The organism is Sphingomonas insulae, from assembly GCF_010450875.1.
GTDB lineage: Bacteria > Pseudomonadota > Alphaproteobacteria > Sphingomonadales > Sphingomonadaceae > Sphingomonas > Sphingomonas insulae.
The window spans coordinates 3,124,879-3,144,866 of the sequence record NZ_CP048422.1 but is presented as its reverse complement, the minus strand read 5'-3'; the positions used below and the strand labels follow the sequence as shown (position 1 = coordinate 3,144,866).

Sequence of the window (19,988 nt, the reverse complement as noted above, 5' to 3'; positions counted from 1 at the left end):
GGGCATCGCCATGCCAGACCAACGCATCCGCCGGTGGACGCCCCATCGATTCCGCGCCTTGCTGCGATCGCGCGGACCGACCAGCGTGCGGTTCCGGCGGCGGATCGCGGTCATCACCGGCGCGATCGCGATCGGGATCGTCGCGGTGCTGTTCGCCGAGGCGTCGGACGAGATGGGGCTGCTGTTCAGTGGCTATGCGCGGCGCTGGCATTGGCTGCCGCTGGTCACCACGCCCCTGGGGTTCATGGCGCTGGTCTGGGTGACGCGGCGGGTCGTGCCGCTGGCCCGCGGATCGGGCATCCCGCAGGTGATGGCGGCGCGCGCCGACCCGCAGGCGGCGATCGGCGGCCTGATCGCGGTGAAGACGGTGGTCGGCAAGGTCGTGCTGACCATGGGTGCGGTGCTGTGCGGTGCCAGCGTCGGGCGCGAAGGGCCGACGGTGCAGATCGCCGCGGCGGTGATGGGCGTCAGCCACCGCCTGTTGCGCGTGCCGTTGCAGGGCGCGGTGGTGATCGCCGGCGGGGCGGCAGGTGTCGCGGCGGCGTTCAACACGCCGCTGGCGGGGGTGCTGTTCGCGATCGAGGAACTGGCCGCCGCCTACGAACAGAAGGTGACGCTGCTGGTGCTGTCGTCGATCGTCATCGCCGGCATGGTCGCGCAGACATTGTCGGGGGACTACATCTATTTCGGTGCCATCGGCGCGCATATGCCGCTGGCGAGCGCCTTGCTGGTGGTGCCGGTCGCGGGGCTGGCGGGCGGTGCGTTCGGCGGGCTGTTTTCGCGCATCGTCCTTGGGCTGGCGAGCGGGCGGCATGCGGTGACGCGGTGGAGCAAGGCGCATCCGGTCGCGTTCGCAGGGCTGTGCGGCGTGGCGGTCGCCGTGCTGGGCGTGTTCACCGCCGGATTGACCTGGGGCACCGGCTATTCCGCGGCGCGGGCGATGATCGTCGGCGTCGATGCACCCTTGTGGTTCGGGCCGGCGAAGGCGCTGGCGACGCTGGCGACCGCGGTGGCGGGATTGCCGGGCGGCATCTTCGCGCCCAGCCTGGCGGTGGGCGCCGGCGTCGGCAACCTGTTGCACGCGGTGTTCCCGAACGACCCGGCGGGGCGGTGGTGATCCTGGGCATGGTCGCCTATTTCGCCGGCGTGGTGCGGGCGCCGCTGACGGCGGTCATCATCCTGTCGGAGACGACGGCGAGCCGCGGCCTGCTGCTGCCGATGTTCGCGACGGCATTCCTGGCGGATTGGGCGAGCCAGCTGGCGTGCCGCGAGAAGCTGTACCATGGGCTGGCGCAGACGTTTCGGTAGCCTGTCCGTCATTCCCGCCTGAGCGGGGATGACGGTTGGGGATCAGCGCAGCGCCTTTACCGCGGGCGTGTCGAGACAGCGAAGGATCGCATCGCGGGTGGGGACCGGCGGCAATTGGACGAAACCCACCGGGGGGACGACCGGCGGCACATATCGCGGCACCTCGAACGGCACGCCGATCCGCTCGGCGGTAAAACCCGTGCCGCCGGTGCAGCGCATCGCCGCCGCCAGCATACGCGGCGGCGTGTCGTAGCCTTCGTACGACAGGCGGAACGTACCCCAGTGGATCGCCATCGATCGCGCGGCACCGAGGCGCTGATGGATGAGCGCAGCTTCCGCCGGGCCGACATGGCTGCCCGAACTCATCTGGCCGGGGGCGAAGCGGAACGCGCCGATCGGGATCATCGCGAAGCGGATCGGACCATAGGCGGCGGCTTCGGCGGGCCACAGGCCATCGCCGAAGCCGGTGTCGCCGGCGAAGAAGATGTTGCCGCCGCCCGGCAGCGCGACGACGAAGCTGGACCAGAGTGCGCGGTTGCGGTCGGTGAACCAGCGGCTGCCCCAGTGATGATTGCGGGTGATGAAGATGCGCGCCCGGTCGCCGGGACACCAGCTGTCGGGATCGCAGCGGATGTCGGTGCTGGTGTCCTGGAGTCCCGCCGCGGTCAGTGTCGCATTGCCACCCCAGTCGAGTGCCATCGCCCTGGCGCCGGTCTGGCCGATGACGCTGTCGTTGCCGAGGCTGGTGACGATCTGCGGATGGTCGCGCAGCCACAACCGCTTCAGCGTCGCCTGATCGAGGTGGTCGTAATGATTGTGGCTGACCAGCACGAGGTCGATGCGCGGCAGGTCGTCGAAGGCGATGCCGGGGGCGGCCACACGTTTCGGCCCGAACCCGAGCGGACCGGCGCGATCCGCGTAGACGGGATCAGTGAGGATGTTGAGGCCTTGCGTCTGGATCAGCACGCTGGCGTGGCCGATCCAGGTGACCACCATGCGGTCGCCGTCGATCCGGGCGGCGGGTTTCGATGCGGCGACCGGCACAGCGGTCGGCCAGACCGGGCGACCATCGCTGCCGGTCAGCTGTCGCCAGAGGAAGCCGGCGCGGCCGCCGCCGCCCGGCGTGCGCGTCGTATCGGCATCGCCATCGGGGTTGAAGAAGCGCGCGCCATCATAATGGTCGGTCTCGCCGCCGCGATAATAGATGCGATCGAGGAACCGCGGGACGATCGTCATGACAAGGCCGGCGGCCACGACCAGCGCCACCAGGATACCGCCGATGATCTTCAGAACGACTGACACGGACATCCTTCGGTATTGACACAGATCAAGGCGATCGAGTGCCGCGTGATCGGCGCCGGGTCAATCCGGCACGCTGCCCTTGCGCGAACCTTCGGTCCGGGTAGCATCGCTTCGCTACGACAGGGGGTTCCATGCGCCGCATAATTCAAGGCTTTTTGTTGGCCGCCACCGCGCTGGCGATCGTACCGGCCGCGGCCAGGACGGTGCGGGTCGAGGAGGTGTCGCTGGAACAGGCACAGGCGGCGATGACGGCGGGCAAGACGACCGCCGCCGACCTGACCCGCGCCTATCTCGACCGGATCGCGGCGATGGATCGCAAGGGGCCGACCCTGCGCAGCATCATCACGATCAACCCGGATGCGCTGCGCCAGGCAAAGGCGCTGGACGACGAGCGCCGGGCGGGGCGGGTGCGCGGCCCGCTGCACGGCGTGCCGGTGCTCATCAAGGACAATATCGAGACCGCGGACCGGATGGCGACGACGGCGGGCAGTCTGGCGCTGAAGGACAATGTCACCGGCCGCGACGCGCCGGTGGTGGCCGCGCTGCGCCGCGCCGGCGCTGTGATCCTGGGCAAGACCAACCTGTCGGAATGGGCGAACATCCGTTCCACGCATGCGATGAGCGGCTGGAGCGCAATCGGCGGGCTGGTCCGCAATCCCTATGCGCTGGATCGCACTGCCTGCGGATCGTCATCCGGATCGGGTGCGGCGGTGGCGGCGAGCTTCGCGGCGGCGGCGGTGGGGACGGAAACCGACGGTTCGGTGGTCTGCCCGTCGTCGATCAACGGGCTGGTGGGGCTGAAGCCGACCTTGGGCCTGATCAGCGGCGTGCATGTGGTGCCGATCAGCCATTCGCAGGACACGCCGGGGCCGATGGCGCGCAGCGTACGCGATGCCGCGCTGCTGTTGCAGGGCATGGTGACGCGCGCGGATGCACCCGACTATGCCGCCGGCCTGTCGGTCAGCGCGCTGTCCGGCGTGCGGGTTGCGGTGCGGCGGCCGGAGGGCCTGCCGGCCGAGGTGGCGGCGCGCTTTGACGCGGCACTGGATGTGATGCGGGGTGCCGGCGCGATATTGGTTGAGGTGAAGGCGCCCAAGCTCGACGGGATCGGCGATGCCGAGTTCACGGTGCTCAAGACCGAGTTGAAGGCGGACCTCGACGCCTATCTGGCGACGACGCCGCCGGTGGTGACCACGCGGACGCTGGACCAGCTGATCGCGTTCAATCGTGCGCATGCAGCGGACGAAATGCCGTTTTTCCAGCAGGAGATCTTCGAGGCGGCGGCAAAGACCCGGGGCCTCGACGATCCGGCGTACAAGGCGGCGCGGGCGAAATCGCTGCGCCAGGCGAGCGAGGCGATCGACGGCATGCTCCGCAGCGCCGGCGCGGCCGTGCTGGTGGAGCCGACCTATGCCGGGGCGTGGCTCAGCGACCCGGTCTATGGCGATCAATATAACGGACCGTCTTCGTCGGAACTGCCGGCGATCGCCGGCTATCCCAACCTGACCGTGCCGATGGGACTGGTGAAGGGATTGCCGGTCGGCCTGTCGTTCATCGCGACGCGGAACGGCGAGGCGAGCGTGCTGGGCGCGGGCTATGCCTACGAACAGCGGGCGCGGGCGCGGGTGGCACCGCGGTATCTGCCGCAGGCGGATGTGGGGGAGGGGCTGGCCGGGCGGTAGGACGCCATGTCCCTAAACGGGGAGGGGGCCGTTTGCGTGGCGACGCGTGGTGGAGCCGCCGCGAACGATGGCTCTGCCGGGCGACGTCTTCGTCAACGCGCTGCGGCGGGACCGTCCCGGCCGGAGGGGGAATGCGTGCTCGCCCACCGCCGGGCGAAGCGTGCCTGCCACAGCATCAGTAGCGGGACCGCGCCAAGTTCCATGCCGAAGCCGAAGACATGCCCCGCGGAGGGCGCGCCGACGCCGAGCAGCGACACGACACGGGCAAGGCCGCCGCACACGACCAGCGCGCCGAGCAGCCGGAAACGCGGCCCGCTGCTTTCGATGTGCGGTACGCAGGTCGCGAACGCGATGCCGACCGCGAAGAAGATCCCAGAAATATACCGGAAATGGCTGTCGAGATCGACCGGGATCACCGGCGGATGGCCGAGGAAGCCCGGGCCGTGGAGGACGCTCTGCCCGCCGACGAGGAGGGGCACGAGGCAGGCGAGCGCGACCACCGCCTGCAGGATGCGGCGTTCGAAGGCGACGGTCACGACAGAATCTCCTTGCGGACATGGATCGCGCGCAGGCTGACCCGCACCTCCCACATGAAGGCGGTGAGGCAGCAGATCAGCAGCGCCACCGCGACGATGAACACCAGCGCGATCCACGTGCCGATGTGGAAGCTTGCGATGTTGGCGATGAACAGCAGGGCGATCACGATGCACGCCATGACGGCGCTCGAGACGGCGAGGAACAGCGCGGCGTTGATGATCGACATGCGTTCGTCGAGCAGCTTCAGTTCCCATACGTACCGTTGCCGGTCGGCGCCCTCGCTGCTCAGCACGCGATCCTCCAGCGCCCGCGCCCGGTCGATGACCCGTGCCAGCCGCCCGGCGAGGACGTTGAGAATCTGGCCGATGGCCGCCAGCATGAATACGGGTGCCAGCGACAGCTGGATCGTCTGGGCGATCGTCGAAACCTGGAAGAACGTCGGCATGGCGCGCATCATAGGTCGGTTCGCGCAGTGCGATAGGGTGCACGGGTGGCCGCATTCTGCACCGGTTGGTAACGCATCATCGCTAGTCGAGGCCGCGTGACCAAGCCGATGTTCCTTGCCGATTTTCAGCGTCTGCCCCCGGTGGCCCGCGGCAGCATCGCCGATGGTCTGGCGGGGGCGATCGACACCGTGGCTGCGGCGGCGGCCCCCGGCCATGCGTTCCTGCGCTATGGCTGGTATGCGGCGGCGCTGGCGGCCTATGGCGGCCATGCCCGCACGTTGCTGGTCGAGGAGGATGGCGAGCCGACGCTGGCACTGCCGCTGGTCGGCGTCGGCCCGGCGATCCTGAAGCTGGCGGCGGTGCCGGGGTCCTACTGGCCGTTCCGCAGCTTTCCGCTGGCACGGCACGCGGGCGAAGCGACGATCCGTGCCGGATTGTCCACGCTTGCGGGGGCGGTCAACGGGCTGCGGATCGGACCGGTATACGACGACGATGCCGCGGCGATGCCGCTGATCGCGACGGCGCGCGCATCGGGATGGACGGTGCTCGACCGGTTCGTCGCCGACAGCTGGCTGCTCGACATGGCGGGGTTGCAGCGCGATGGCGCGTGGCCGCGCGGATCGACGTTGCGCAAGAACCGGTTCCACGAAAAGCATCTGGCGACCCATGGCGTACCCGATTGGCGCTTCATCAGCGGTGCGGACTGGCCCGGCGCCTTCGATGCGCTCGCGGACATCGAGCAGACGAGCTGGATCGCGGCACGCACCGACGGGTCGGATGCGAAGTTCACCGCCACCGGCCATGGCGCGTTCTGGCGCGCGGCGGCGGCCGATCCCGTGATCGCCGCCATGCTGCGTGCCGCGCTGCTGACCATCGACGGCAAGCCGGCGGCGTTTTCGTTCGATCTGGATGCCGGCGATCTGAAATACGCGATCGCCAACAGCTATGACCCGGCCTACGGCAAGCATTCGCCGGGAAAGCTCCTCTATTATCGTAACCTGGTCGAGGCGCTGGGGCGCGGGATCGCGCGCGTCGATTGGGGTGCCGGCGACAGCGGTTACAAGCAGGTGATCGGCGCGGACAAGGGACCGGCGATCCGCGATTGGCTGTTGTTGAAGCCCGGTCTGCCGGCGCTTGCCGGGCGATTGGGTCGCGGCGCCTGGCGGCGATCGGGCCATTAGGAGGCTGGACGGCACCCATTCGCGCCGCGTACGCGTTCCACCATCATGCTGGTGTTTCTCGACTTCGAAGCCTCGTCGCTCGCCAAAAAGAGTTACCCGATCGAGGTCGCCTGGGTGTTCGAAGACGGACGCGACGAGAGCCACCTGATCCGTCCGCCGCTGCAATGGGACGATTGGGACGATGCGGCGGAGGCGATCCATCACATTCCGCGCGCCCGTCTGGATACGGAGGGAACGCCGCATGATGTCGTCGCGCGACGGATGATCGAGGTTCTGAGCGGACACGCCCTGTTCGCCAGCGCACCGTCGTGGGACGGCAAATGGCTGAGCGCCTTGCTCCGCGCGGCCAAGTTGCCGCGCCACGCGCTGCGGCTGCGCGATACCGAGGAGGCGCAGCGCGACACCGCGACGGCGATCCTGCGCGATGCGGTGCCGGCGGCGGCGCTGGGCGTCGCGGTCGCCGACGTGATCGCGCTGGGTGAGGTGCGCGACCGCGACGTGCCGACGCATCGCGCACTGGCGGACGCACGCGACGAATGGGAACGCTGGTGCGCGGTGAAGCGCGCGGCCGAGGCTCATGCCGCGACCGCGCGGCAGGACGAGGCGCCGTCCGGTGGGTGAGATCGTCAACCTTCGCCGGGCGCGCAAGGCGCGGGGTCGTGCGGAAGAGGCGCGGATTGCGGACGCGAACCGCGCGAAGTTCGGCCGGACCAAGGCGCAGCGGAATGCCGATGCCGCTGCGCAGGCGCGGATCGACCGGACCCTTGATGGGGCCAAGCTAGAGGAGTAAGCGCGTACCTCCGCGCTCACCCTCGCTTTATCGATGTCCCGCCGCCTGCTCCGTCTCGATAGGAGAGGGAAGGGGCGTTAGCGGTTGGGACCGAAGTCGAACCAGCCGGGGCGACGATCGGCCGGATAGGCCGGGCGGGCGGCGCGGGCGGCGCTCGGGCGACCGGTGACGCGCTCGGTCAGCGTCGGTGCGGCGGCGACCGGTACGACGGCGGCGGCCTTGGTCAAGCGGGCGTTCTCGTGTTCCAGTTCGGCGATGCGGCGGTTGGCGTCTGCCAGGCTGGTATCGTTCTGCTTGCGATAGCCGGCATGCGCCTCTCGCTCGGCGGCATAGCGCGTTTTCCACTTGCGACCGCCGCTGTGGCTGGCGAGCCCGAGGAACCAGCCGGCGACGAGGCACAAGGCGAGCGCGGCGAACTGCGTGGTGGTGGTGAACAGCATCTCGTGGGGCCTTCCCTGTTACGGGAGCATAACGAGGTGCGGCCCGCTTGGTTCACCGCGGGTCATGCGGGTCCGTCACCGATCGTCAGAACGCGTCGCTGATCGAACAGGCGGCCGGTCCGAGGATGACGATGAACAAGGTCGGCAGGATGAACAGGATCAACGGCACCGTCATGATCGCGGGCAGGCGCGCGGCCTTTTCCTCGGCGCGCATCATGCGCTCGTTGCGGAATTCGCCCGACAGCACGCGCAGGGCGGATGCGAGCGGGGTGCCGTATTTCTCCGTCTGCACCATCGTCGTCACCACGCCCTTGATGGCGTCCAGGTCGACTCGGGTGGCGAGATTCTCGAAGGCCTGACGGCGTTCGGTGAGAAAGCCCAGTTCGATCGCGGTCAGCGTGAATTCGTCGCCGAGCTCGGGATAGGCGCGCCCCAGTTCCTTGGCGACGCGGTGGAAGGCCGCATCGACGGTCAGGCCGGCTTCGGCGCAGATCACCAGCAGGTCGAGCGCATCCGGCAGCCCCTTGCGGATCGCGTCGCTGCGCTTGGTGATCTTGTTCTTGAGATAGATGTCGGGCGCCTTGTAGGCGAGGATGAAGGTCACCGCGACCAGGCCGTAGCGCTTCAGCGGTGTCCAGTCGGCGAAGGAATCGGTGCCGTACACGACGAACAGCATGACCCCGCCGAACACGATCGGCAGCGCCAGCCGGCCGAAGATCACCGCGACCGCCCAGTCCTTCGACCGGATGCCGGCTCGCATCAGCTTGACCTGCGCATCCTTGACCTGGCTGTCCTGCAACACCTTCAGCGACGACAGGAAGCTGCGCATCCGATCGGTGGTGTCGTTGCGCTGGACCAGCTTGGCGCGGCGCTTGGTCGAGGCGGTGATGCCCGCCTTCAGCTGTTCGCGACGATCGTTGAGCGCCTTCACCCGCTTGGTCATCGGATCGCCGACCGTGGTCGCGGCATAGATGGCGACGATCACCGCGAGCGCGGCGACGCCCGACAGGATCGTCGCGACCCACAATACGTCGATGCCCATCAGCGTCGGTCCGGAAGCCTGCATGTCGCTAACCAGTTCTTTCCGTTAGATTTCGAAGCTGACCATCTTGGCCATGATGAAGACGCCGATACCCATCCACAGCAGGCCGCCGAGGCCGGCGATGATCAGCCGCGGTTCGACGAAGAACCCCTGCATATAGGTGGCGTTGATCATGTAGATCATGCCGAAGACGATGAACGGCAGCGATCCGACGATATACGCCGACGCCTTCGATTCCGACGACATCGCCTTGATCTTCAGCTTCATCTGCCCGCGCTGGCGCAGCACGTTGGCCAGGTTTGCCAGCGTTTCGGCCAGGTTGCCGCCGGTTTCGCGCTGGATCGCGATGGTGATGACGAAAAACTGGAATTCGGGGGTGCCGAGGCGATCGGCGGTATCCTGCAAGGCGGCATCCATGGACTTGCCGATCTTCATCTTGTCGGACACCATCCGGAATTCCGCGCCGACCGGTCCTTCGACCTCGTTGCCGATGACGCTGATCGTCTCGGTCACCGGCAGGCCGGACCGCAGGCCGCGCACGAGCAACTCGATCGCGTCGGGGAATTTGGCGGTGAATTTCGCCACGCGGCGCTTGATGAAGAACCCGACCAGCCAATGCGGCAGGCCGGCACCGACCGCGAGGCCGACCAGCAGCGCGAGCATGACCGGCGCACCCTTCAGCCACAGCAGGGCGGCGACGACCACGATCAGGCCGGCGCTGACCATGCCGTATTTACCGACGGTCCAGTCCTTGCCGGTCATCGCCAGCCGCTTGGCGAGCTGCGCCGGGTTGGGCAGCAGGCGGCCGAAGGCGACGTCCGTCTTGGTCTGGACGCGGCCGGCGGTGATCTTGCGCATCTGCGCCTCGGCCACCGTGGCGCCATCGCCATGGCGATCGCGCAGCGCGGCGATCCGCCGGGTCTGCGCACGCTGCGGCGATGGTCCGGCAAAGGCGAAGACCACCATGGCCAAAGCGACCACGGCGCCGATGGTCATCATCAGGAGCGAAAACAGGTCCATCGCGGTGCTTCCGGCCTCCGGTCGGTCAGGCTGCGCAACCGGCCGACGGGCCGGGGTGGCAGGGAAGGGTAAACGTCACTTCTTGGCGCGCTTCGACATCAGCGATGAAAAGCCGCCGATCAGCGATTTGCCCTTGGCCGGCTTGCCGACCTTGTCGGTGGCGACCAGTTCCTCGCCCGCGCTGAGCACGTGGCGGGTCAGGTCGACGATCGGCGCGATCGTCTTCGACGTCTTGCCCGCCTCGGCGAGCGGCTTGCCGAGCTTGGCCGCCTGCGCCGCCAGCTTCTGATCGAAGGAGACCAGGAAATCGAGCTTGCGCTCGATCGATCCCTCGAAGTCCTTGCGGCTGATTTCCAGCTGGCCCGATGCGTGGACGCGATTGGCGACCAGGGTGACATGCGTCTGCGGCGCATGCGTCTTGAGCCAGGACAGGATGCGGATCGTGTCGCGGGCCGAGGCGAGCGTCAGTTCGGTCACCACCACCGCGGCCTGGATGTCGCTGATGAGGTGCGGATACTGGACCAGCATCGCCCGCGGCAGATCGACCACGGTCGCCTCGAACGCCGCGCGCATTTCCTCCTGCAACTGGAAGAAGGCGGTCCCATCGGTCATCAGCGGCTGGTTGATCGGCGCTTCGGCGGACAGCACGGCGAGGTTCTCGCTCGCCTTCACCATCGCGCGTTCGATGAACAGGCCATCGATACGGCTGGGATTTTCGATGGCGTCGGTCAGGCCACGACCCGGCTCGAGGTCGAGCGTCAGCGCACCGGTGCCGAAGTGGACGTCCAGATCGAGCAGCGCGGTCGAGCGCTTTTCCTTCTCGCTCGTCAACCACGCGATCGACGTGGCGATGGTCGATGCCCCGACGCCGCCGCGCGTGCCGATCACCGCGATCGCGCAATGCGGTCGATCGGCACTGACCTCGGCGAGCTTGGGAGCGTTGAGCATCGTCTGCGCGTGGACGAACGCCTCGCGCATCGCGTCGGGATGCAGCGGTTTCAGCAGATAGTCCTGGATGCCGCTGGCGATGAGGTCGCGGTACAGGCGGACGTCGTTGACCTGGCCGGCGGCGATCACCACGGTGCCGGGTTCGCACACCTCGGCAAGGGCGTTGATGTCGTTCAGCGGATCGCCCGATTCGGCGAGGTCGACGAACAGGATCTGCGGGCTGGCCGAGACCGAGAGCGACTGGACGGCGTTGCGCAGGCCGCCCTTGTGGACCTTGTCGACCGACCAGCCGAGTTCGGCCGCGAGCGGACGCAGGGTTTCGACCGTGGTGTCGTCGCAGACATAGGCTGCGAAGGGTTCGCGGGTGCCGAGGCCGGCGGGCTTCCATGGGGCATTCATATCAATTGCCTCCCTTGGCGCTGACCGTTTCGAGGGCGCCGGCGCCGGTCGCCGGCTTCTTGCGATAGGCCTCGATCGCCTTGGTGTTGACCGCCGTGTCGGTCACCCGGTCGGGATCGGCACCGCGGACGAGGTCGCCCGGATTGGCGACCATCGCCGCCAAATTGGTGTTGATGGCGCACCCGAAGTTCGAGGACGTATTGGCCTCAAGCTCGCTGCTCGCGTTGCGCGACCAGTCCGGACATCCGGGCACGGTGGCGTGCATGCGGCTGATGACGACGCGGAGCGTACCGGCCGTCACCGGCGCGTTGGTGACGGGGGCATCGTCCGACAGCAGCAGGCCGTAGCTGGCGACGACGCGGGCGACATCGTCGCGCGCCGCGCCGGTGGCATAGCCGCCGTCGGCGCCGGCATCGACGGCGACGCGGTCGCCGAAGCCCAGGTGCATCGTGTTCATCCAGCCGGCGAGCCGGCGATTTTCACCCGGGGCCAGTCCGCCCGCCGTCGTCGTCAGGTCGAGCGCGTAATCCTGTCGCGCCACCACCGGCTGATGGACGGATTCCAGTCCGTGGTTTTCCGTCCCCATGCAGCCGCCGAGCAGCAGCGCCGGGGCGGCAAGCGCGGCGAGGAGGATCGAATGCTTGGTCATCGCAGCCATGTCCTTCGCAGACATCAGTTGGAGAAGCCGGGCGCGGGAGCTGCACCCTTCTTCTTCGAAGAGGAACGGGGATCCGCCGCGGCGACCGGAACGTCGCGGCGGGGCAGGGCGGGCACGGCCGCGACCGCGCCGAACGCCGGCGGTGGCCCCGAATTGCCAGGAACCATCGTCGGCACCGGGCGGGGACCGTTGCCGCCGCTGCCCAATTCGCCCAGCAGGATGCGCGAGGCATCGTCGGGCGCGCGATAGCCATCGTGCGGCAGCGCGATCTGCGACGAACTGTTCACCGGCTTCACGAGGTAGGGCGTGATGATGATGACGAGTTCGGTTTCGTTGCGCTGAAAGCCGTTGGAACGGAACAATGCGCCAAGGATCGGCAGATCGCCGAGGAACGGCGTCTTCTGGATCGTGTTGTTGTGGCTGTTCTGCAGCAGGCCGCCAATCATCATGCTCTGCCCGGAGCCGAGCTCCAGCGTGGTTTCGGCGCGCCGGCTGCTGATGCCCGGAACACGGGTGCCGTTGAGTGAAACGGCATTGGTGTAATCGAGCTGCGACACTTCCGGCCGAACGCGCAGCGAGATGCGGCCATCGGCCAGTACGGTCGGCGTGTAGGCCAGGCTGATGCCATATTGCTTGTATTCCACCGACACGGCGCCAAGGCCCTGCGACAGCGGGATCGGTATTTCGCCGCCGGCCAGGAAGGTCGCGGTTTCCCCCGACAGCGCGGTCAGATTGGGATTGGCGAGCGTCGTCACCTGACCGGTGGTTTCGCCGAGATCCAGCGCACCGATAAGGTCGAGGCCAAGCAGCTTGCCGGCGAGGCCGAGGGTCGTACCGTTCGCCACCTGGGTAACGCCGCTGGCCGCGGGCGAGGTAAAGCCCGTCGACAACGCGCCACCGGGAAGGAATTGCCCGCTGGCACCGCGCCCCTGCGCGATACCGAATTTGAAGCCGCCCGTGCTGTCGCGGCTTTGCAGGTTCACTCCGACGTTCTTGGCAAAGCTGCGGTTCACTTCGGCGATGCGGACCTGCAGGTTGACCTGCAGCGGCGTCGCGGTGCGCAGGCGCGATACCACCTTGCTGCTTTCGCCGACATAGGCTTGGACCAGGCGTTCCGCCTCGGCCGCGTCGCCCGGACCGGCGACGGTGCCGGTGAGCAGCACCAGGCCGTTCATCGGCGTCGCGGTCAATTGGGCATCCGGCATCGCGAGCTGGAGCATCGCATCGATCGAGTCGAGATTCTGGCCGACCCGGACGGTGGTCGCATAGACGACGGCGCCGTTCTTGCTGGTGGCCGAGATCGTCGTCTCGCCGGTCTTCTTGCCGTAGATGTACAGCTGGGTCGGCGAGCGGACCTGGACATCGGCGATGACGTCGTCGGCGACGAACACGTCGCTCATCGGCCGCGCCAGCGTGATGAGCCGGCCGCGGCCGGTGTTGATCTGGACGACCGACGTGCTGCCGGCCGCGGTGCTGCGCCCGGCGGGCGGGCTCGCATTCGCCATGCCGGCGACCGTTGCCGCGGCGAGCGCGGCGGCAAGCGGCAGGACGCCGAGAGACGCTAGGTTGGTGCGCATCTTAATTCTTCCCCCCGACCGGAACCACGGTCACGCTGTTGCCGCGCGCGACGCGCACGACCGGCCCCTGGATGACGGCGGGTGCCGCCGTTCCGGGGGTGCCAGCGGTGGCTGGCATCGACATGTTGGGCACCGGCGTGGCGCTCTTGGCCGGCACGGTGCTGCGTTGAAAGCGCGAAACGTCGCCGCCGGTGGCGAAGCTGGCGCTGCCGACCTGCGGCTGCGTCGCGACCCGGAGCATCGTCGCCTTTTCGGATTTCGGATCGCGGTTCGCCATCGAGACGGCGCCGCTGGCGATCGCCTCTTCCAGTTCGGTCGAATTGTCGGCGAGCGCGCGCAGCGACAGCGACAGTTCGCCGAGCGTGCGGGCGACCGCGAGCTGCTCGGCCATCTTGGGCGTCGCTTCCAGCGTCACTGTCGAAAAGGTGCTGACCCGGCTCTTGCCGTCCTCGCCGACCAGATTGTCGGTACGCTGATCGGTCGCGAGCACGCGGACGTTGCGCATGATCGTCTCGGACACCTTCAGCGGCTGGCCATCGCCGCCGCCGGTGACGGTCTGCGTCAGGACGAGGTCGATGCGATCGCCCGGAAAGACGAAGCCGGCGACCGCCGCCTGGTTGGACACGCTGACGGTGACCGCGCGCATGCCCGGCCCGAGCGCCGCCGCCAGGAAGCCGCGATCACCGGGCGAGACGAGCGCACCCTTGGTGACCGGCTGGCCGGCGGTGACCGCGTTGCGGACGACCGTGCCGAGCAGCTTGCTGAGATCGGTGCCGGCCTTGATGTAATAGGCGCCGTCGACCAATTCCTGCGGCCATGGCTGGAACTTCAGCGCGGTGGCATCCAGGATTGTGCCGACCGGCAGGGCGCGGGTGGCGACCAGCACTTCGGGGCCGGTGACCGGCGGCGGCGCGGCGGGCCGCCCCATCGCGGCGGCTTGCGGTGCCGACGACCCTGCGATGAGGGTGCGGGCAAAGAATGCCGTGATGCCGGCGACGAACAACGCGCCCACCAGCAAAACGATCTTGCGACTATCCATGTCTCATCGGGCCTTTCAGCACACCGGCAATTGAACCGGCGGTAATCATCGGGTCGGAGTGGTTAAAATCCGGTTCGTATCATTGCGGTGACAGCGTCGCGGGCAGCGCGAGCAGTGCCGCCGCGGCGATCGCGACCCCGTACGGGACCTCGATCGCACCGATTCGGCGCTGCCAGCGCCGCTCCAGCATCATCGCGACGGTGATCGCACCGCCCAGGATCGACATCAGCATCAGCATCTGCACGAGCCCGCCGAGCGGCAGCCACAGCGCGAGGGCGGCGATCATCTTGACATCGCCGCCACCCATCCATCCGCAGGCGAATGCGGCGACGAACACCGCGAAGACAATGCCGGCGACCAGCAGCTGCATTCCGACATCGCCCCAGCCGAGGCCGTTCGCCCACCACCACACCGGTGCCAGCAACGCGATCGCCATGTTCTTGGCATTCGCGATCTCGCGCGTGCGTGCATCCTCGATCCCCGCCGCCAGCAGCAGCACGGCAAGGATGACGACCAGCGCCACCATGAAAAGATTGTCCCACCCCATCGGACGGAACAGGTAGACGCGATGGCTTGCGAAAACGTAACCACGTTGGAATATGACCGATACCGTCGCCCTGCGCCGTGACATGGCGGTCGAATCACGCGTGTCCGCCTGGGTCGCGCCCGATGGCTGGCCGCATCGCCGGTTCGACTGGACGCACCCCGATTCGCGTGGCCGCATCCTGGTTCAGGGCGGGCGCGCCGACATCATCGAAAAATACCTCGAAACGATCGCGCATCTCCACGCGCAACGCTGGTCGGTGACTGCGTTCGACTGGCGCGGGCAGGGTGGGTCCGGGCGGTTGAGCGATGACCCGCATGTCGGCCACGCCGCCAGCTTCGATCCCTGGGTCGACGATCTCACGGCGTTCTGGCGCGAATGGCGGGCGGACGCGGACGGGCCCGCGATGCTGCTGGCGCATTCGATGGGCGGGCATCTCGCCTTGCGTGCGATGCTGGATGGCGGGGTCGATCCCGATGCGGCGGTGCTGGTCGCGCCGATGGTGGGCGTGCGGTCGCCCGTCGGAGCCGGGGCCGGGCTGCGCGTAGCCCGGCTGATGACGCGGCTCGGCGATCCGGCCCGCGCGGCATGGACGGTCCGCGGCGACGCGAAGTCCGCGGGGCATCGCGAGCGGCTGCTGACCCATTCGCACGATCGCTACGCCGACGAGGCGGTCTGGTATGCGCGCGACCCTTCGCTGCTGCTCGGACCGCCGAGCTGGGCGTGGGTACTCGAAGCGTTCGTGTCGGGTGCGCGGTTGCAGGCTGATCCCCGGCTGTCGACGCTGGCGACGCCGATCCTGATGCTGGTCGCCGATGCCGACGGGCTGGTCGACAGCCCCGCCGCGGTGCGGCTCGCGGGCAAATTGCCGCATGCCGAACTGGTGCGCTTCGGCCCCGAATCGGCGCATGAGATCCTGCGTGAGGGCGATGCGGTGCGGCTGCGCGCCTATGCCCTCATCGATGCGTTCCTGGAACGCCACGCATGACCTACGACATCGCCATCGTCGGTGCCGGTATCGCCGGCGCCAGCCTTGCCGCGGCGCTCGCGCCGGACGCGCGGGTGCTGCTGCTCGAGGCGGAGGATCAGGCCGGATATCATGCGACTGGGCGATCGGCGGCGTTCTGGTCGGAAACCTACGGCGGCCCGGATATCCAGCCGCTGACCAGCGCGTCCGGGCCGGCATTGCGGGACGGTGGTTTCCTCGATCCGCTGGGATCCCTGCACATCGGGCGGGCGGAGGATGCGGCGAATATCGACGCCTTCCTCGCGGCGTTCGAGGGGACGGCCGTGCCGCTGTCGCACGTCGATCCGGCAGCGTTCGTGCCCGGCCTGCGCCCGCAATGGACTCTCGGCGTGCATGAGCCGAGCTGCGCCTATATCGACGTCGCGGCGCTGCACGCATCGTATCTGGCGGCGTTCCGACGCGCCGGCGGCACGATCGCGACGCGCGCGGGGCTGGAGGCCGCGCACCGCGCGGACGGCGTGTGGACGATCGCGACGCCATCCGGGATCTATCGGGCGACGGTGCTGGTCGATGCGGCGGGTGCCTGGGCCGATCCCGTCGCGGTCCGCGCCGGCGCGGCGCCGTTGGGCATCCAGCCGTACCGGCGGACGATGGCGCAATTGCGCACCCATCCCGCGCCCACCGATGCACTGCCGCATGTCGCCGACATTTCCGGACGATTCTATTTCAAGCCCGAAGCGGGCGGGCGGCTGTGGTTGAGCCCGCATGACGAGACACCGGTCGATCCGTGCGATGCGGCGCCCGAGGAACTGGACGTGGCGATGGCGGTCGACCGGTTCGAGCAGGTCGTCGACTGGCAGGTCGCGGCCGTCGAGCGCAGCTGGGCAGGCCTGCGCAGCTTCGCGCCCGACCGGCTGCCGGTCTACGGGTTCGATTCCGTCGTGCCTGCATTCTTCTGGTGCGCGGGGCAGGGCGGTTTCGGCATCCAGACCGCCCCCGCCGGCGCCGCGCTGGCCGCGAGCCTGTTGCTCGGCCGATCGCTGCCGGACGGATTGGAACGGGTGGACGCGGACCGCTACGCCCCGGCACGCTTCTGACGATTGCATCGCCGGATCAGGATGTTAACCTGCGTCAATCGCACGAGAGGACCGTGACATGGCGCACAAGTTCGTGATCGAAAAGAACAAGGCCGGCGAATATGTCGCCAAGTTCAAGCACAACAGCGAATTGATCTGGTGGACCGAGGGCTATGAAAGCCGTGCTTCGGCCCGCAACGCCATCGCGTCGATCCTGAAGAACGGACCCGAGGCGCCGGTCGAGGAAGCGTGATCCCGGGGCGCGGGCAAGAGGTCTGCGATTCTCCCCGCGCCTGATCGGCTTCGCGCGGCGACGCCAGCCATGGACCGACAGCACGTTCGGGACGATGCATGCAGCGGGCCGCGCGCCCGGATCGATCGTCGATCCGATCCGGCCCGCCACCCGCTCAGGCGGCGGCGCGGCCGGCCATCACCGCGGCATCGCTCGCCAGCTTGTCGACGCGTTCGTTGTCGGCGTTGCCGGCGTGGCCCTTGACCCAGATCCACTCGATGTCGTGCTTCTGCGTTTCGGCGAACAGCGCCTGCCACAATTCGACGTTCTTCACCGGCTTCTTGTCGGCGGTGCGCCAGCCGTTCTTGCGCCAGCCGTGGATCCAGCGGGTCAGGCCGTCCATCACATATTTGCTGTCGGTCGACAGCTTCACCTTGCACGGCCGGGTCAGGATGCGCAGCGCCTCGATCGCCGCGGTCAGCTCCATCCGGTTGTTGGTCGTCAGCACCTCGCTGCCCGACAATTCCTTTTCATGGCTGCCGAAGCGCAGCAGGGCGCCCCAGCCGCCGGGGCCGGGATTGCCCTTGCACGCGCCGTCGGTGGCGATTTCCACCAGCTGCGGGGCGGGGTCGGTCATGCGAAAGCCTCCGGATGTGCGTCGTACCAGTCGAGTCGGCGAAGATAGGCAAGGGGATCCTTGCGTGTCACCAGCGCATCGGCGGGCGTGTTGAGCCAGTCCCACGCGCGGGTCAGCAGGAAACGGATGCACGCCCCCTTCGCCAGCACCGGCAGCGCGGTGCGTTCCGCCCCGGACAGGCCGAACGCGTCGGTGTAGCCCGCCAGCAACGCCGGACCTACGCCCGCCAGCGGCGCGCCGAGCGGATCGAAGGCCCAGGACGTGTGCATCACCGCGACGTCATAGGCGCGCACGTCCCGGCAGGCGAAGTAGAAATCGATGAGCCCTGTGACCCGTGCGCCGAGCATCAGCACATTGTCGGGAAACAGGTCGGCGTGGATGACACTGACGGGCAGGGTGTGCGGCCAAGCGGCCTCGACCGCGGCGAGCGCGGCGTCGATACGGGAGAACAGGCCGGGGGTGATGCGGTCGAGATCGGTGCCGCAGCGCTCCAGCAGCGGCCGCCAGTCGCCGACGCCCAGGCAGTTCGCGCGATCGCCATCGAATCCGGCGACGGCGGTGTGCAGGTTTCCCAGCGCGGCACCGGCGGTGGCCGCCTGCGCGGGCGTCGGCTGGGTCAGCGACACGCCGTTGAGGAAGCGGATCAGGCAGGCGGGGCGCCCTTCCAGCTGCTGGATCGCGATGCCGGCGCGGTCCCGGATCGCGGGCGGCACCGGCAGGCCGCGCGCCGCCAGATGGTCGAGGAGGTCGAGAAAGAATGGCAAATCGCCCGCATCGACGCGCTTTTCGTACAGGGTCAGGATGAACCGATCGGTGGTGGTGTCGACCAGATAGTTGCTGTTCTCCACCCCCTCGGCGATGCCCTTGGCGGAAACCAGATCGCCGACGCCGTCATAGCGGCGCAGGAAGCCGGCGAGCGCTTCGGCGGACACCTGCGTGTAGACGGCCATGCTTTCCCCTCACTTCCAAATGATCGTCACCCCGGACGTGTTCGAGGTCCCCTCCGCCCGCACAATCGGCAGGAGGCGGGTGTGTCGCCTACCGCCGGACGGATGCCGGAACGGGGCCGGGGCGACGACGCCTCGCCTAAGCCGCCGCTTCGAGTCCGCGCGGCAGCTTGAAGGCGATCGTCTCGCGCGTCGTCTCTTCCTCGCGCTCGGTCACCGCAAAGCGGGTGGCGAGCAGGTCGACCAGTTCGCGCACCAGCAATTCGGGGGCCGATGCACCCGCCGTGATGCCGAGCGTGCCGACGCCGTCGAGGAACGACCAGTCGAGATCGGCGGCACGCTGGATCAGGCGGGCGGGAATGCCCTCGCGCTCCGCCACCTCGACCAGCCGCACCGAGTTGGACGAATTGGGCGCGCCGATCACCAGCATCGCATCGCAGGCGGCGGCAATCGCCTTCACCGCGGCCTGGCGGTTGGAGGTGGCGTAGCAGATGTCTTCGCCGCGCGGCGGCTGCATGTTGGGGAAGCGGCGCTGCAACACCGCGACGACCGCGGCGGTATCGTCCACCGACAGCGTCGTCTGGGTGAGGAAGGCGAGATTGTCCGGGTCGGGCGGGGTGAAGCCTTCGGCATCTGCGGTCGTCTCGATCAGCGACATCGCCCCCTCGGGCACCTGGCCGAATGTCCCGACGACCTCCGGATGGCCGGCGTGGCCGATGAAGACGATGTGGCGGCCGGCATCGACCAGCCTTTCGGCCTGGCGGTGCACCTTCGACACCAGCGGGCAGGTCGCATCGAGATAGTCGAGGCCGCGATTCTGTGCCGCAGCCGGTACCGATTTCGGCACGCCATGCGCGGAAAAGACGACGGGCGCGCCGTCGGGAACCTGATCGAGCTCCTCGACGAATACGGCGCCCTGCGCCTTCAGCGTATCGACGACGAACTTGTTGTGGACGATTTCGTGCCGGACATACACGGGCGCGCCGTGCTTCTCGATCGCGAGTTCGACGATGCGGATCGCGCGATCGACGCCAGCGCAAAAACCACGGGGTGCTGCGATCAGCAGATCGAGGACGGGCTTCGCGCCGTCCGCCTGGGGAAGAGAGGCCATGATGCGGCCGTTCCTACGCGATTGGGCGACCGCGCGGAAGTACGCGATTGCTTGCACCCGCGACGGGCGGTTCCTATGGTGCGCGCCGCACCGCCGGCGCCGTCC

The 19,988-nt window shown here is 68.4% G+C and carries 21 protein-coding genes and 1 pseudogene; 8 read left to right on the top strand and 14 right to left on the bottom strand.

Annotated elements, in window-relative coordinates; all coding sequences use genetic code 11:
* Positions 1 to 10 precede the first annotated feature (10 nt).
* Positions 11 to 1,308, top strand: a pseudogene (locus tag GTH33_RS16555) (chloride channel protein).
* A gap of 42 nt (positions 1,309 to 1,350) precedes the next feature.
* On the opposite strand, the gene GTH33_RS16550 reads toward GTH33_RS16555, so the two are convergent.
* Positions 1,351 to 2,616, bottom strand: a complete 1,266-nt coding sequence (locus GTH33_RS16550) for an MBL fold metallo-hydrolase (protein ID WP_208403890.1) — start codon at positions 2,614 to 2,616, stop codon at positions 1,351 to 1,353.
* 125 nt (positions 2,617 to 2,741) lie between these two features.
* Between GTH33_RS16550 and GTH33_RS16545 the strand changes: the two genes are divergently transcribed.
* Positions 2,742 to 4,292, top strand: a complete 1,551-nt coding sequence (locus GTH33_RS16545; RefSeq protein WP_163959343.1) for an amidase — start codon at positions 2,742 to 2,744, stop codon at positions 4,290 to 4,292.
* Between the two features lie 92 nt (positions 4,293 to 4,384).
* Here the strand turns inward: GTH33_RS16545 and GTH33_RS16540 are convergent, their stop codons facing one another.
* On the bottom strand, positions 4,385 to 4,828 hold the full coding sequence (locus tag GTH33_RS16540; RefSeq protein ID WP_163959342.1) for a DUF4345 domain-containing protein: 444 nt from the start codon (positions 4,826 to 4,828) through the stop codon (positions 4,385 to 4,387).
* Entirely contained in the window at positions 4,825 to 5,274 is a 450-nt protein-coding gene (locus GTH33_RS16535) for a DUF2721 domain-containing protein (RefSeq protein WP_163959341.1), read from the bottom strand. Before GTH33_RS16535 ends, GTH33_RS16540 begins: the two co-directional genes overlap by 4 nt.
* A gap of 96 nt (positions 5,275 to 5,370) precedes the next feature.
* Between GTH33_RS16535 and GTH33_RS16530 the strand changes: the two genes are divergently transcribed.
* The 3 genes from GTH33_RS16530 to GTH33_RS16520 are packed head-to-tail and all read left to right on the top strand — an operon-like array spanning position 5,371 to position 7,246.
* The gene (locus tag GTH33_RS16530; RefSeq protein WP_249054931.1) at positions 5,371 to 6,456 is read left to right on the top strand and encodes a GNAT family N-acetyltransferase; all 1,086 of its coding nucleotides are present in this window, start codon (positions 5,371 to 5,373) and stop codon (positions 6,454 to 6,456) included.
* Positions 6,457 to 6,501: 45 nt separating this feature from the next.
* Complete coding sequence (locus GTH33_RS16525; RefSeq protein WP_163959340.1) at positions 6,502 to 7,077, top strand: 3'-5' exonuclease; 576 nt, start codon at positions 6,502 to 6,504, stop codon at positions 7,075 to 7,077.
* Positions 7,070 to 7,246 (top strand): DUF4169 family protein, encoded by a 177-nt coding sequence (locus tag GTH33_RS16520; RefSeq protein ID WP_163959339.1) that lies wholly within the window; start codon positions 7,070 to 7,072, stop codon positions 7,244 to 7,246. The genes GTH33_RS16525 and GTH33_RS16520 overlap by 8 nt, the downstream gene beginning before the upstream one ends.
* A gap of 77 nt (positions 7,247 to 7,323) precedes the next feature.
* On the opposite strand, the gene GTH33_RS16515 is transcribed toward GTH33_RS16520, so the two are convergent.
* The 8 genes from GTH33_RS16515 to GTH33_RS16480 form a co-directional block, all read right to left on the bottom strand.
* Entirely contained in the window at positions 7,324 to 7,686 is a 363-nt protein-coding gene (locus tag GTH33_RS16515) for a hypothetical protein (protein WP_163959338.1), read from the bottom strand.
* An 85-nt stretch (positions 7,687 to 7,771) separates the two neighbouring features.
* Positions 7,772 to 8,752, bottom strand: coding sequence for a type II secretion system F family protein (locus GTH33_RS16510; RefSeq protein WP_166753064.1), 981 nt, complete (start codon positions 8,750 to 8,752; stop codon positions 7,772 to 7,774).
* 21 nt (positions 8,753 to 8,773) lie between these two features.
* Positions 8,774 to 9,748, bottom strand: coding sequence for a type II secretion system F family protein (locus GTH33_RS16505; RefSeq protein WP_163959337.1), 975 nt, complete (start codon positions 9,746 to 9,748; stop codon positions 8,774 to 8,776).
* A 75-nt stretch (positions 9,749 to 9,823) separates the two neighbouring features.
* On the bottom strand, positions 9,824 to 11,095 hold the full coding sequence (locus tag GTH33_RS16500; protein ID WP_163959336.1) for a CpaE/TadZ family protein: 1,272 nt from the start codon (positions 11,093 to 11,095) through the stop codon (positions 9,824 to 9,826).
* 1 nt (position 11,096) lies between these two features.
* Positions 11,097 to 11,753: a CpaD family pilus assembly protein gene (locus GTH33_RS16495; protein WP_163959335.1), complete on the bottom strand. Its 657-nt coding sequence runs from the start codon at positions 11,751 to 11,753 to the stop codon at positions 11,097 to 11,099.
* 14 nt (positions 11,754 to 11,767) lie between these two features.
* Positions 11,768 to 13,330 carry a type II and III secretion system protein family protein gene (locus tag GTH33_RS16490; RefSeq protein ID WP_163959334.1) on the bottom strand — a complete coding sequence of 521 codons (1,563 nt, stop codon included), beginning with the start codon at positions 13,328 to 13,330 and terminating at the stop codon, positions 11,768 to 11,770.
* Position 13,331: 1 nt separating this feature from the next.
* Positions 13,332 to 14,369 carry a Flp pilus assembly protein CpaB gene (gene cpaB / locus GTH33_RS16485; protein WP_163959333.1) on the bottom strand — a complete coding sequence of 346 codons (1,038 nt, stop codon included), beginning with the start codon at positions 14,367 to 14,369 and terminating at the stop codon, positions 13,332 to 13,334.
* Between the two features lie 79 nt (positions 14,370 to 14,448).
* Positions 14,449 to 14,916 carry an A24 family peptidase gene (locus GTH33_RS16480; protein ID WP_163959332.1) on the bottom strand — a complete coding sequence of 156 codons (468 nt, stop codon included), beginning with the start codon at positions 14,914 to 14,916 and terminating at the stop codon, positions 14,449 to 14,451.
* A 52-nt stretch (positions 14,917 to 14,968) separates the two neighbouring features.
* On the opposite strand from GTH33_RS16480, the gene GTH33_RS16475 reads away from it, so the two are divergent.
* Genes GTH33_RS16475 through GTH33_RS16465 form a run of 3 tightly spaced genes read left to right on the top strand, consistent with a single transcriptional unit; the run spans position 14,969 to position 17,209 of the window.
* Positions 14,969 to 15,901: an alpha/beta fold hydrolase gene (locus GTH33_RS16475; protein ID WP_163959331.1), complete on the top strand. Its 933-nt coding sequence runs from the start codon at positions 14,969 to 14,971 to the stop codon at positions 15,899 to 15,901.
* Positions 15,898 to 16,977, top strand: coding sequence for an NAD(P)/FAD-dependent oxidoreductase (locus GTH33_RS16470; RefSeq protein ID WP_163959330.1), 1,080 nt, complete (start codon positions 15,898 to 15,900; stop codon positions 16,975 to 16,977). The genes GTH33_RS16475 and GTH33_RS16470 overlap by 4 nt, the downstream gene beginning before the upstream one ends.
* Positions 16,978 to 17,035: 58 nt before the next feature.
* Positions 17,036 to 17,209: a YegP family protein gene (locus GTH33_RS16465; RefSeq protein WP_163959329.1), complete on the top strand. Its 174-nt coding sequence runs from the start codon at positions 17,036 to 17,038 to the stop codon at positions 17,207 to 17,209.
* 154 nt (positions 17,210 to 17,363) lie between these two features.
* Here the strand turns inward: GTH33_RS16465 and rnhA are convergent, their stop codons facing one another.
* The 3 genes from rnhA to ispH all read right to left on the bottom strand — a co-directional run bounded on the left by rnhA (position 17,364) and on the right by ispH (position 19,883).
* Positions 17,364 to 17,825, bottom strand: coding sequence for a ribonuclease HI (gene rnhA, locus GTH33_RS16460; RefSeq protein ID WP_163959328.1), 462 nt, complete (start codon positions 17,823 to 17,825; stop codon positions 17,364 to 17,366).
* Positions 17,822 to 18,775 (bottom strand): homoserine kinase, encoded by a 954-nt coding sequence (gene thrB / locus GTH33_RS16455; protein WP_163959327.1) that lies wholly within the window; start codon positions 18,773 to 18,775, stop codon positions 17,822 to 17,824. Before thrB ends, rnhA begins: the two co-directional genes overlap by 4 nt.
* A 136-nt stretch (positions 18,776 to 18,911) precedes the next feature.
* Positions 18,912 to 19,883: a 4-hydroxy-3-methylbut-2-enyl diphosphate reductase gene (gene ispH / locus GTH33_RS16450; protein ID WP_163959326.1), complete on the bottom strand. Its 972-nt coding sequence runs from the start codon at positions 19,881 to 19,883 to the stop codon at positions 18,912 to 18,914.
* Positions 19,884 to 19,988: the final 105 nt, after the last annotated feature.